This window comes from Shewanella sp. S1-49-MNA-CIBAN-0167 (genome assembly GCF_040310145.1).
GTDB lineage: Bacteria > Pseudomonadota > Gammaproteobacteria > Enterobacterales > Shewanellaceae > Shewanella > Shewanella psychromarinicola.
Window position 1 is genome coordinate 65,818 of record NZ_JBEOPO010000024.1, and the last position, 12,296, is coordinate 78,113.

At 42.7% G+C, this 12,296-nt stretch carries 11 protein-coding genes; 4 read left to right on the top strand and 7 right to left on the bottom strand.

Annotated elements, in window-relative coordinates:
- The first annotated feature begins 110 nt into the window (after window positions 1-110).
- On the top strand, window positions 111-1,121 hold the full coding sequence (locus AAEZ00_RS12690) for an isocitrate dehydrogenase (protein WP_124014121.1): 1,011 nt from the start codon (window positions 111-113) through the stop codon (window positions 1,119-1,121).
- A gap of 103 nt (window positions 1,122-1,224) precedes the next feature.
- Here AAEZ00_RS12690 and rlmM read toward each other — a convergent pair whose 3' ends face one another.
- From rlmM to pomA, 7 genes are all read right to left on the bottom strand, one after another.
- Window positions 1,225-2,313 (bottom strand): 23S rRNA (cytidine(2498)-2'-O)-methyltransferase RlmM, encoded by a 1,089-nt coding sequence (rlmM, locus tag AAEZ00_RS12695; protein ID WP_351076422.1) that lies wholly within the window; start codon window positions 2,311-2,313, stop codon window positions 1,225-1,227.
- Between the two features lie 96 nt (window positions 2,314-2,409).
- Window positions 2,410-2,790: a DUF423 domain-containing protein gene (locus AAEZ00_RS12700; RefSeq protein ID WP_124014123.1), complete on the bottom strand. Its 381-nt coding sequence runs from the start codon at window positions 2,788-2,790 to the stop codon at window positions 2,410-2,412.
- A 175-nt stretch (window positions 2,791-2,965) separates the two neighbouring features.
- Window positions 2,966-3,676, bottom strand: coding sequence for an alpha/beta family hydrolase (locus AAEZ00_RS12705; RefSeq protein ID WP_351088704.1), 711 nt, complete (start codon window positions 3,674-3,676; stop codon window positions 2,966-2,968).
- On the bottom strand, window positions 3,657-4,568 hold the full coding sequence (locus AAEZ00_RS12710) for a transcriptional regulator GcvA (RefSeq protein ID WP_124014125.1): 912 nt from the start codon (window positions 4,566-4,568) through the stop codon (window positions 3,657-3,659). The genes AAEZ00_RS12705 and AAEZ00_RS12710 overlap by 20 nt, the downstream gene beginning before the upstream one ends.
- A 678-nt stretch (window positions 4,569-5,246) precedes the next feature.
- Window positions 5,247-6,701, bottom strand: coding sequence for a tRNA uracil 4-sulfurtransferase ThiI (gene thiI / locus AAEZ00_RS12715; protein ID WP_335688863.1), 1,455 nt, complete (start codon window positions 6,699-6,701; stop codon window positions 5,247-5,249).
- Window positions 6,702-7,016: 315 nt separating this feature from the next.
- Complete coding sequence (locus tag AAEZ00_RS12720) at window positions 7,017-7,943, bottom strand: flagellar motor protein MotB (protein ID WP_351088705.1); 927 nt, start codon at window positions 7,941-7,943, stop codon at window positions 7,017-7,019.
- A gap of 3 nt (window positions 7,944-7,946) precedes the next feature.
- Window positions 7,947-8,714 (bottom strand): flagellar motor protein PomA, encoded by a 768-nt coding sequence (gene pomA / locus AAEZ00_RS12725; protein ID WP_351076432.1) that lies wholly within the window; start codon window positions 8,712-8,714, stop codon window positions 7,947-7,949.
- A gap of 337 nt (window positions 8,715-9,051) precedes the next feature.
- Between pomA and xseB the strand changes: the two genes are divergently transcribed.
- Genes xseB through dxs form a run of 3 tightly spaced genes read left to right on the top strand, consistent with a single transcriptional unit; the run spans window position 9,052 to window position 12,096 of the window.
- Entirely contained in the window at window positions 9,052-9,288 is a 237-nt protein-coding gene (gene xseB / locus AAEZ00_RS12730) for an exodeoxyribonuclease VII small subunit (protein WP_124014129.1), read from the top strand.
- 38 nt (window positions 9,289-9,326) lie between these two features.
- Window positions 9,327-10,208 carry a (2E,6E)-farnesyl diphosphate synthase gene (ispA, locus tag AAEZ00_RS12735; protein WP_351076436.1) on the top strand — a complete coding sequence of 294 codons (882 nt, stop codon included), beginning with the start codon at window positions 9,327-9,329 and terminating at the stop codon, window positions 10,206-10,208.
- Window positions 10,209-10,230: 22 nt separating this feature from the next.
- Complete coding sequence (gene dxs, locus AAEZ00_RS12740; RefSeq protein WP_335688857.1) at window positions 10,231-12,096, top strand: 1-deoxy-D-xylulose-5-phosphate synthase; 1,866 nt, start codon at window positions 10,231-10,233, stop codon at window positions 12,094-12,096.
- The last annotated feature ends 200 nt before the right edge of the window (window positions 12,097-12,296 follow it).

Here is a 12,296-nt window from a genome sequence, read left to right on the forward strand (position 1 = left end):
TAAAAGTCGTTAAAATACGCCGCAGAAAAACGACGGTTTTTATCGTCACCTAGCCGTGTCATGTATGCGGTCTAACAATTGCAGTAACCACAACCGTGGAAGGACTATTCATGTCAAAACGTACAATAACCGTGATCCCAGGTGATGGGATTGGACCAAGCATTATCGATTCAGCATTAAAAATCCTCGACAAAGCAGGATGTAACTTTGAATATGAATTTGCAGATGCTGGGTTAACGGCGTTAGAAAAGCACGGTGAACTTATACCCCAACGTACTTTAGACCTTATCGAAAAAAATCGTATTACGCTTAAAGGTCCGTTAACCACACCTGTCGGTGAAGGGTTTTCCTCTATCAATGTGAGCTTGCGTAAACAGTTCAGTCTTTATGCTAACGTGCGCCCGGTGATTTCATTTAAGGGGACTCAAGCGCGTTATGAAAACATTGATATTATTACCGTCCGTGAAAATACCGAAGGTATGTACTCTGGTTTAGGTCAAAAAATATCTGATGATGGTCAAACTGCAGAAGCGACCAGTATCATTACTCGGCATGGCGCAGAACAGATCACTACGTTTGCTTTTGAGCTTGCACGCAAAGAAAATCGCAAAAAAGTGACCATAGTTCACAAAGCTAACATCATGAAATCAACTTCTGGTTTGTTCTTAAAAGTGGCACGTGAAGTGAGTCTGCGTTATCCAGACATCACCACAGAAGAAATGATTGTTGATGCCACTTGCATGAAACTGGTTATGAATCCTGAAAACTTTGATGTTATCGTAACGACTAACCTATTTGGTGACATTTTATCTGACTTATGTGCCGGTCTTGTGGGCGGTTTAGGAATGGCTCCAGGGGCAAACATAGGTCGCAATGCTGCTATTTTTGAAGCGGTACATGGTAGTGCACCCGATATTGCAGGTAAAAATTTAGCGAACCCTACCTCAGTTATTTTAGCGTCGATTCAAATGCTAGAATACTTAGGCATGTCAGATAAAGCTGAGATGATCCGCAGTGCTGTAGCTGCTGTTATTGAAGAAGGTGACCGTACCACTCGCGATTTAGGTGGCACTCACGGTACAACCGACTTCACTCAAGCAGTGCTTGATCGTTTAGCATAATTCTTTATGATTAGGTTAATGACTTATTTATCTTATATGTCATGACTAAAAAGCCCCATATGCATGACATATGGGGCTTTTTGTTAGATGTGCGCTAGCAAGGTTATGCGTAGCTCACGCCCTTTTCAGGGAAAATCCATAAATGAACCGTTACTTCATCACGATCATGATAAAGATGCTTACACTGTATTTTAAAATCGATTTCATTTTCAGTTAAAATGGTGCCTATCGTTTCTAAAATAACGCTGACTTCTTTATAGCGGCTCTTCATGGGTAATTTAAGATTAAAAATCGCTTCTTTAAACCAACCATTAATCGCCCATGCTTCCATCAGTTCTGCAACCCGAGCCGGTTTTTCAACCATATCGCATACCAACCAATAAATATTTTTACGTGGTGGTTCAAAACGAAAACCGTCAGCACGGTAATGCTTTACTTGGCCCGAATCCATTAATTTAGGATCCATCGGACCGTTATCGACTGCAGCAACCATCATTCCGCGGCGGACCAATTGATAAGTCCACCCTCCAGGGCAAGCGCCTAAATCAACTGCATTTAAGCCACTGCGACAACGTGTTTCTTGCTCTTCTTTAGTTAAGAACACGCCAAATGCTTCATCCAATTTCAGGCTTGAGCGACTCGGAGCATCTGCAGCCATTCTTAAGCGAGGGATCCCCATAAAATGAGGTGAACTATTATGGCTTAACGAATAACCTGTGTACGCTTTACCCGGTGCAATAAAACACACATGAATAATCGGACGACGGCCATTTTCAGTACTCAGTAGCGCGCCGCTCTTTTTTAAACTTTGGCGTAACGGTACCGTCAATTTCCGACAGAATGCGGATAATTCTTTGGCTTCATTGGTGTCAGGCGTTTCAACACGCAACTCACCACACTTCGACAAATCGGCTAGTGAGGCGACTATCGGTCCCACACGATCTTGCTCAGGTAAATCAATCAATAACTCGCCCGCAGCAAACATTTGCCGAGCAAATATCAATGATCCAAGTTCCAATTCCTTAGCTAAAGTATCGGCACCATTTTTGTCAAAACATTGAAATATCACATAAGCATCGTTGATATTGGTTTTAACGAAACCATCAACATTTAACTCAGCGGCACGTTGTTGAATTTCTGCTGCACAGTCTTTTTCATAGCCTGAGCGGCAAAATAGGAATAGGTTTTTCATTTGGAGCCTTAGCGTAAGGATATTCGCATAATAGCGAGACAATAATCACGCTATTATACTCAAAAATGCTCGAGGAGGGAGAATTTAGCCAAGCCATTATTCTACTGATTTTGTATGCCAAATCGCCGCGGCAAATAACAACCAACCCACGAGGAAACATAAACCACCTATTGGCGTTATTGGGCCAATCCATTTAGCACCAGTAAAGGCATAAAGGTATAATGAACCAGAAAACAATATGATCCCAGCAATGAAACTGTAAGCGGCCCAATTAATCAATTTTGACGGGATCCAATGGGCGGAAAATGCCAATGCAATCAGTCCGAAGGTATGATAAAACTGGTAATCGACTCCTAACTTAAAAATACTCACTAATTCCGGTGGTGCGATAGTTTTAAGCCCATGAGCAGCAAAAGCACCCAGTGCTACAGCCATAAAACCACTTAATGTGGCAAATAATAATAGACCTTTATTCATTTTACTTAACCTCATACAACATAAATCGACAATGCATCATACTATTGAAGCAAGCTGATTTTCGTGACTTAAACCATCACCGTTAGTATTCATGTAGTGTTAATATTGATGCCGGGGTTGATCAAGCTATCAGCAAAGTAGACACCGCATATGCGTAAAACATAGCGTTACAGCATTAACCTACTCGGGTAATAAACTGACTAATATTCTCGATGGCATGATTAAGATTGCCCTCAAGGGTATAACCAGAAGATTTTCGCGGTTGCAAACTATGATCGCCATCACTAATCCAACAGACTTCTGCATGTTCACCCAAAGCCCAATTGGGTACTTGTTGAAGATCGCCAAATTTATCTCGCTCACCTTGAACAATTAACATCGGGTGAGAATTGTGTTGAATCGGCGCAAGTCGTGGCTCGCCACCTTTTAGCGGAATAAAAGGGTATCCCAAACACACTACTGCAGTAATTTTATTGACGACATCGGCAATAAGTGGCTGCTGTAGTTGATGATCTGTGCTGGCCAATATCGCCGACATACGACCGCCCATTGACTTACCCATCAGGATAATCCGCTGGCAATTGATCAGGCCAAGCGCCATCTTCTGCTCAATATCCATGAGAACTTGTTCATAGTGCGCGAGTAATTTAGGCGCTCGATCAGGCGGTCGACGTTTACCATCTTGCATATTGGCTTGCATATACAAGAAATTAAATCGGTATACTTGATAGCCTTGAGCGACTAATTTATCTGTCATTGAAATCATAAACCCATGATGCATATTGGCACCTGCGCCATGAGCAAAAATAATCAAGGTATCGCTTTTAGGGCCTTGTAACAGATAATCATGGGCTAACAAAGGCGTATTATCCGCTAAGCAACTCACTTCGCGACTCCTCTGCAAACATATCCAACATCCATTCTCTAAAGGCTGAAATTTTACCTATCTCAGAATGGTTTTGTTGACACACTAAGTAATAAGCCTCTTTGCTCACCAAAACCTCAGAAAACGGGCACACTAAGCGCCCAGCCTTGATATCAGGTCTGGCAAGTACGCTATAACCTAATGCCACACCTTGGCCATGCACCGCTGCTTGAAGCACTAATGAGGAATGGCTAAATATAGGCCCTTGATTGACATTAATATCGCTCACGCCACACTGTCTAAACCATGCCTGCCAATCTTGACGGTTTGAATCATGTAACAAGGTATGGAATTTTAAATCACTGGGTTGAGCTAACGGTTTAGCACTATTGAGTAATAATGGCGAACAGACAGGGATCAACACTTCGTTACGCAGTTTATCGGCGCGTAATCCAGGCCAATTACCTTGGCCGTAATAAATGGCAACATCTACATCGTCGGTTAACGAATTGGCATTACTATCAACGGCTTTAATACGCACATCAATATCAGGATTTTTTTCGCTAAACTTAGCTAAACGTGGCACTAACCATTGAATGGCAAAACTTGGAGACATACTGACCGTTAACGATCCTACCGCACTGCGGGCAAGCAGACGATTAGTCGCCTCCCCTAGCTCAATAAAAATATCTTTAATGTCCAGAAAATAACTTTGGCCTTCTTCTGTTAACAATAAGGATCTATTTTTACGTCTAAACAGCTTTAGCCCTAAAAAATCTTCTAATGCTTTAATCTGATGACTCACTGCAGCCTGTGTGACAAACAACTCTTCTGCGGCGCGGGTAAAGCTCAAATGTCTTGCTGCAGCTTCAAATGCTTTAACAGCATTCAAAGGCGGTAATCGTTTAGACATAGTGATCAATCCCTCATTTTTAATTAGTTTTTCTAATGATTATCGTTATTTTTATGTCGTTTGTAAAGCACACCGTGTTTGGGTAAATTAGCATCATTGACAACATCACTAGGGTCGCTGCGCTGCTAGAGCAGACTTCGTCATTGCTAGGTTCGCTTCGCTGCTAGAGCGGACTTCGTCATTGCTAGGATCGCTTCGCTTCTAGAGCGGACTTCGTCCTGCTAGGATCGCTGCGCTTCTAGGGACAGCTTCGCTGCTAAGATTGAGTCGCTGCGCGACTAGGATATTGGCTTGTCATCTAGCACTGCTTGGCTGTTGATTGTATAGCCTCTAGCCGCGTAGCGTCCTAGCAGCGCAGCGCTCTAGGCTCTTAGATTGTCATCGCTTGATATCGCTCGTTACCGCTTGTCATCTAGCACTGCTTGGCTGTTGATTGTATAGCATCTAGCCGCGTAGCGTCCTAGCAGTGCAGCGCTCTAGGCTCTTAGATTGTCATCTAGCACTGCTTGGCTTTTGATTGTATAGCATCTAGCCGCGTAGCGTCCTAGCAGCGCAGCGCTCTAGGCTCTTAGATTGTCATCGCTTGATATCGCTCGTTACCGTTTATTAACCAGCATTTAGGTACATTAACTTACCGATTTAGATAACGCCGAAATTATCGTATCGCCCGCACAAAGTCTAAGGACGATACACTTTTACGTTCGTATAGCCCTGCTCAACAAGGTATAAGGCCTGCAGTTTACTCATTACCCCACGATCACAATATAATAGATACGTTTTAGAGCTGTCTAAATCAGCAAATTGGGTCGCTAACTTAAAGAATGGGATCGCTTTAATCATCACATTATCAATTGATAATGGATCTTTTTCTTCTTCTTCAGGTGCACGAACGTCAATAATGATTTCGCCTGACGCCACATCTTTAACTGTTTCGGTTTCAGTCACTTGTTGATCCATCTCCGCTTCAATATCACGAACATCCATCACCACTGCAGACTCAATGATGCGATCAATCAAGTCTTCAGAAAACTTAAGCTCTTCAGCTTCAATCTTAGACAATACCGCTTTAACCGTCGGCTTTTGTGAAATAACACCACAATACTCAGGAATAGACTTAGCAAATTCTTCAGTGCCAATCACACGGCTCTGATTAATAATGTCTTGTTTGTCCATTGCGATAAGTGGGCGTAAAATCAATAACTCAGTGCTGCGGTCAATCACATTCAAGTTGGTCAGCGTTTGACTCGATACCTGACCTAAGCTTTCTCCCGTGACTAACGCTTGAATGCCGAATTTGTCCGCAATACGCGTTGCCGCGCGCATCATCATACGCTTAAGTACAACCCCCATCTGACCGTTATCAATACGTTCAAGGATCTCTTCAACCACAGGCTCAAATGGCACTGACACAAAACGTACTTTGTGCGACTCACCATACTTTTTCCACAAGTGATAAGCCACTTGCTTAACGCCAATTTCGTGTTGAGCGCCACCTAAATTAAAGAAACAGTAATGGGTACGGGCGCCTTTCTTAATAAACTGAAAACTCGACACGCCAGAATCAAAACCGCCCGAAATAAGCGACAATACATCTTCTTGGGTCGCCATAGGGAAACCGCCTAATCCTTCAATACGACGCTCGACCATGTAAAGCTTATCTTGATTGATTTCAAGATTAACGGTCACATCAGGGTTTTTAAGCTTTACCCCAAGCGCCTCTGTGTGCTGGTTTAACCCGCCACCCACATAACGCTCAACATCGATTGAATTAAAATCATGATTACCAGAACGTTTTACGCGAACACAAAATGTTTTACCTGCAATTTCATCACGATACCTTGGTAAAGCCTGCTGATAAATATGATCTATCGAATCAAAACTGTACTCACTCACTTGCACAACGTGAGCAATACCTGGAATACAAGCTAAACGCTCTGCAAAAGCATCACATAATTCCGGTTTATCGGCAGGTACATTAACTAAAATACGATCATATAAACGTTGTACTTTGGCATCGTCATCCACTTTTTTAAGTACATTACGGATATTGGTTTCGAGCATTTTGGTAAAGCGCATTCTTACCGACTTGCTCTTCATCATAATTTCAGGGTACAGCTTTACAATAAACTTCATGGGGCGTCCGCAGGTATCACCACCACAATAGCTCAGCATTCAGCATTGCTAGACAAAAAGATGGTAACACTTTGATAATAAATTAAAAAAAATAGCAAAACCTTGTCTACTTGATTAACATAGGTAATCCAGCATATAGCAAAGCGTAAGCAATAATTCGCGGATCATACCAAATGATGCCTATTAACCAAACATATTCACTTTTTTATCTGTTATTTCTCAGCAAAACCGCTGTTACAGCACATTTCTAATACAAAAAAGCACAATCTCTGTAACCTGCAGAGATTGCGCTTATGCCTATCCTTTGATGACGAGCTATTGAGTCACTATAATTTCATTCGATTGTTTCGCTTTACCTTGTTCAATGGCAATTTCAACACGCCGATTTCGAGCTTGATTCTCTTTAGAATCATTGGGTACCAAAGGTCGATTAGAAGCCTCTCCAACCACTTTCATCCTTGATTCATCAAAACCAGTGACTGTTCTTAATTCATGAGCCACCGAAACAGCACGTTGACTTGATAGCGCCCAGTTTGAACTGTAAAGCTCATTACTGATATCAGCACCGTCAGTATGACCCGATACCGTAACAATCCCAGGAACATCTTTTAATAACTCACCAATTGAACGCACAATCGGTTTAAACTTAGGTTGTAAAAAGCCAGATCCAGAAGTAAATGAGCCTTTCTCACGAATACGAATTATAATTTGCTGACCTAAAGATTCAATTTCAATGGCACCATCAACAATTTCTTCGTTGAGCTTCTCAGCCATTTTTTTCACTTGATCGTTAATATTTTCTTGCGCAGATGCGGCCGCTTTTTTAATGGCTTCAGCTTCTTGCTGGGCCGTTGCAGCGGCATTACCACCACGCTGTTCACCACTTTGCTTTTGAGTACCCCCCGCACTGTCCTCTTCACCGGCCTGATATTCAATGGTCGGTTGAGTCATTTCATTGGTTTGTTGATTAATGATCTCAATTGGCGTGGGATCGGGTCTACCAGGGCGAAATTCAAGCGCGATAACCGATGTCCCCTTAGGAATGTCTTTTACTTCAACTTTGTTTTGTACCCCAAATGCATACTTCATTGAGCCGGCGATTTGTTTAAACTTCATCACGTCCATTTCAGAGAACGCTAACAGCAACACGAAGAAACACATCAGCAAGGACATTAGGTCAGCAAAGGTGGCCAGCCATTTTGGGGCACCCGCAGGTGGACAATCACACTTGGCCTTAGCCATGAGTTACTCTCCGTCCGTTGTATCGATTTCACGGGATTTTTCAGTCAAGTAATTTTTCAAGAAGCCTTCAATCACCCGGGGGTTTTGTCCATCTTGAATCGCTAATACCGCGTCCATAATTAAATTTCGGTTAAGCAATTCTTCATTCATCCGCAATGATAATTTATCCGCCATTGGGATGGCGATCATGTTGGCAATTACCGCACCATAAAGAGTGGTTAACAATGCAACCGCCATTGAGGGCCCTATCGATTTTGGATCATCCATATTAGATAACATCGCCACCAAACCAACCAGCGTACCAATCATTCCCATCGCGGGGGCTACATCACCCATGGCTTTAAAAATACTAATCCCAGTATTGTGGCGATCTTCGGTCAACGCAATATCTTTTTCAAGCGCGTTACGCACCACTTCACCATCATGACCATCAACTAACATATCGATAGCTTTTTGCATAAAACTGTTGGTAATGACCGCCTCTTCTAATGCTAAAAATCCGCCTTTACGGGCAGCATCAGCCATAGTGACAGACTGCTCAATCAAATCCTCAGGTTTATCTAATTTAAACATGAAGGCTTTCATACCAATCTTTATCGAACCCAAAAATTGCTTTAGGTTAAATTTCATCATCACTACAAATAAAGAGCCTGCTACAACAATCAAAATTGACGGTACATCGATAAATAATCCGAGACCACCACTGGTGATCATCGCGCCAATAATAAATGCAAAAGCACCGATAATACCTATTAGGGTAGCTAAATCCACAACCTCTCCTCAATCGCAGTCATCACGCTGCTTATTTGTGCGATTTTATCGCGCTGTTCGTACAAATTAAATAACTCGAACATTCTGGCATCTATTGATGCAAATCACATTGCCCATCGTTATGTATTACAGTAAAAAATTCAATACTAATTTACGCTATCTATTTCAAACCCTAACGTCTTATCGGTCAAACTTGGCGCAAGTTTAGCCTGTTTTGCACATTCTAAACAAAATTCAATAACAAAGCGTGCTGTTGAGCAAATAACCAGCGACTGTATTTGACCGATACGCTGGGCTGATATACCTTGTCTCACGCTGAATGAAAGGAATAATAATCGTGGCTAAAAAACCAGAAAATCTCAGTTTTGAACAATCATTAACTGAGCTTGAAACCATTGTTGCTCATTTAGAGCAAGGTGAAGTGTCGCTCGATGACGCGCTTAAACAATTTGAGCGAGGCATTAAGTTAGTCCGTCAAAGCCAAGGAAAGCTTGAACAAGCACAGCAAAAAGTCTCTATCTTATTAAATGAAGATGATGCTGAATTAGCACCGTTCACTATAGAAAGTGAATAATCGTCAACATAGTGTTATTGAATAATAGGTCTTGATACGTGTTAGCTAAAGCGATAACAAAATACCAAAAGCGCGTTAATACTATTCTTAACGCGCATTTAAGCCAGCTTGATGGTGCTGCACCAGACTTAAAGGCGGCAATGCTTCATGGTGCATTATTAGGCGGCAAACGCATTAGGCCATTTTTGGTCTACAGTGTGGGTGACATGCTTGGCGTCAATATTAATGCACTTGATAAAGCCGCCGCAGCCATTGAGTGTATTCATGCTTACTCGTTAATACACGATGACTTACCGGCCATGGACAATGATGCACTCCGACGCGGTCAACCCACGGTTCATATTGCATTTAATGAAGCTAACGCCATTTTAGCTGGTGACGCGCTGCAAACATTGGCCTTTGAAATAATCACCGCACCGTGTAACGATTTACGACCTGAACAACAATTGGCCATGGTCAGGGCATTAGCAAAAGCCTCTGGATATCGAGGAATGTGCGGTGGGCAAGCGATTGATCTGAGTGCCACCGATCACCGTATAGATTTAGACCGATTAACCGAATTACATAATAAAAAAACCGGCGCGTTAATCAGTTGTGCCGTCGAACTTGCTTTAATTGCGGCAGATTTACCCGATGAGCACTATCAACTGATGATGAAATACGCCCAAAGCCTTGGATTGGCCTTTCAAGTGCAAGACGATATCTTAGATATTACCGCAAGCACCGAAGAGTTAGGCAAACCTCAAGGCAGTGATGAACAATCCAACAAAAGCACTTTTCCTAAACTATTAGGTCTCGATGGTGCCAAAGCCTGTGCAGAACAACTAATACAAGATGCACTATCAGCGCTGACTAAATTACCATATAATAGTCAGTTAATTGCAGACTTCGCCCACTATATTATTGAGCGAAGATTATAATAAAGAGTCAGAAAATCTCGCTATGATTTTTGATATTGCTAAATTTCCAGTACTAGCGAAAGCTAATACACCAGAAGAATTAAGGAAGTTACCTCAAGGTTTACTTCCACAAGTCTCTGATGAATTGAGACAATTCTTACTTCAGTCCGTTGGTATTTCAAGCGGACATTTTGCTTCTGGCTTAGGCACAGTTGAATTAACTGTGGCACTTCATTATGTCTACAACACCCCATTTGATCGGTTAGTGTGGGATGTAGGACATCAAGCTTACCCACATAAAATCCTCACTGATCGCCGCGAACAAATGCACACCATTCGACAAAAAAATGGTCTGCATCCATTCCCATGGCGTGAGGAAAGCCCATATGACACCTTTAGTGTCGGTCACTCAGGCACGTCTATCAGTGCAGCATTGGGGATGGCGATAGCCGCAGAAAAAGAAGCGGTTGGGCGAAAAGTTGTGGCCGTTATTGGCGATGGTGCCATGACAGGCGGTATGGTATTTGAAGCCATGAATCATGCGGGCGATTTACACAATGATATGCTTGTGGTGCTCAATGATAATGAAATGTCGATTTCTGAAAATGTTGGCGCACTCAACAATCACCTTGCCCAGCTTATGTCAGGTCGTTTTTACACCACCATTAGAGAAAACAGTAAAAAAGTGCTTAAAGGCCTGCCTGTCATTAAAGAAATGGCTAAACGCACTGAAGAACATCTTAAAGGCATGGTGGTGCCCGCAACATTATTTGAAGAGTTAGGGTTCAATTATATCGGCCCAATTGATGGTCACGATGTCGATTCGCTCGTTGAAACTATGCGCAATATGCGCAACCTCAAAGGCCCACAAATGTTGCATATCATGACCAAAAAGGGTCGTGGTTATGAGCCTGCGGAAAAAGATCCGATTGGCTGGCACGCGGTGCCTAAATTCGATCCAAGCCAATTTAAAAAACCCACAACTAAACCCGGTTTACCGACATTCTCGGAAGTGTTCGGTAAATGGTTATGCGACATGGCGGAACAAGACGACAAGTTAGTCGCGATTACACCGGCTATGCGTGAAGGTTCTGGGATGGTTGAATTTTCACAACGATTCCCAAAACAATATTTCGATGCGGCTATTGCTGAACAGCATGCAGTAACGTTATCTGCAGGGTTTGCCTGCGAAGGGTTAAAACCTGTAGTGGCTATTTACTCAACTTTTTTACAACGCGGATATGACCAGTTTATCCACGACGTGGCTTTGCAACGCTTGCCTGTATTGTTTGCGATCGATCGTGGTGGCATTGTTGGCGCTGATGGCCCTACACATCAAGGTGCGTTCGATTTAAGCTTTATGCGCTGTGTTCCCAATATGATCATTATGGCGCCATCAGATGAAAACGAATGCCGTCAAATGCTCTATACCGGTTATTGTTATCAAGATGGCCCTACCGCAGTGCGGTACCCTCGAGGTTTTGCGACCGGTGCAGAACAAGTTGAACATATGACGAAAATACCTATCGGTAAAGGGGTCTTAACGCGTCAAGGGCAAAAAATTGCCATTGTAAACTTTGGCACCACACTTGCCGCAGCGACAGACGCAGCAGAAAAACTGGATGCGACCGTCGCCGATATGCGCTTTGTTAAGCCACTTGATTTAAGCTTGCTTGAACAGCTCGCAAATAGCCATGATGTTATCATTACCGTTGAAGAAAACGCCATTATGGGCGGCGCAGGTTCTGGAGTGCTTGAAGCATTACACAAAATGCGTATCGTAAAGCCTGTACTACAAATTGGTTTGCCAGATGAGTTTATTCAACACGGCGCACCAGATGAAATTACTGCAGAACTGCAACTTGATGCTGCAGGGATTTTAGCGCAGATCCAAGCGTTTATAGCTTAATGCTTTTGTGATGATGATTGATAGTTGATGCCAATGAATTACCCCGCGACTTCGCTTCGCTCTGATCACGGGGCTTCTGCAATCTAGCTTTTAACGACTAAGCTGCTTCTTTTTTCTCAGTTCCCACACCAAACTTTGATAGCTCAAAGACTTTCGTTTTAATCGATGTTTTCTGCTGAAATTTGGGGGTTACCCTGGCG

Coding starts and splice junctions, on each gene's coding strand:
- rlmM (WP_351076422.1), bottom strand. CDS start 2,313: ATGAAAAACCTATTCCTATTTTGCCGCTCAGGCTATGAAAAAGACTGT.
- AAEZ00_RS12720 (WP_351088705.1), bottom strand. CDS start 7,943: ATGGCTAAGGCCAAGTGTGATTGTCCACCTGCGGGTGCCCCAAAATGG.
- AAEZ00_RS12690 (WP_124014121.1), top strand. CDS start 111: ATGTCAAAACGTACAATAACCGTGATCCCAGGTGATGGGATTGGACCA.
- AAEZ00_RS12710 (WP_124014125.1), bottom strand. CDS start 4,568: ATGTCTAAACGATTACCGCCTTTGAATGCTGTTAAAGCATTTGAAGCT.
- AAEZ00_RS12700 (WP_124014123.1), bottom strand. CDS start 2,790: ATGAATAAAGGTCTATTATTATTTGCCACATTAAGTGGTTTTATGGCT.
- thiI (WP_335688863.1), bottom strand. CDS start 6,701: ATGAAGTTTATTGTAAAGCTGTACCCTGAAATTATGATGAAGAGCAAG.
- dxs (WP_335688857.1), top strand. CDS start 10,231: ATGATTTTTGATATTGCTAAATTTCCAGTACTAGCGAAAGCTAATACA.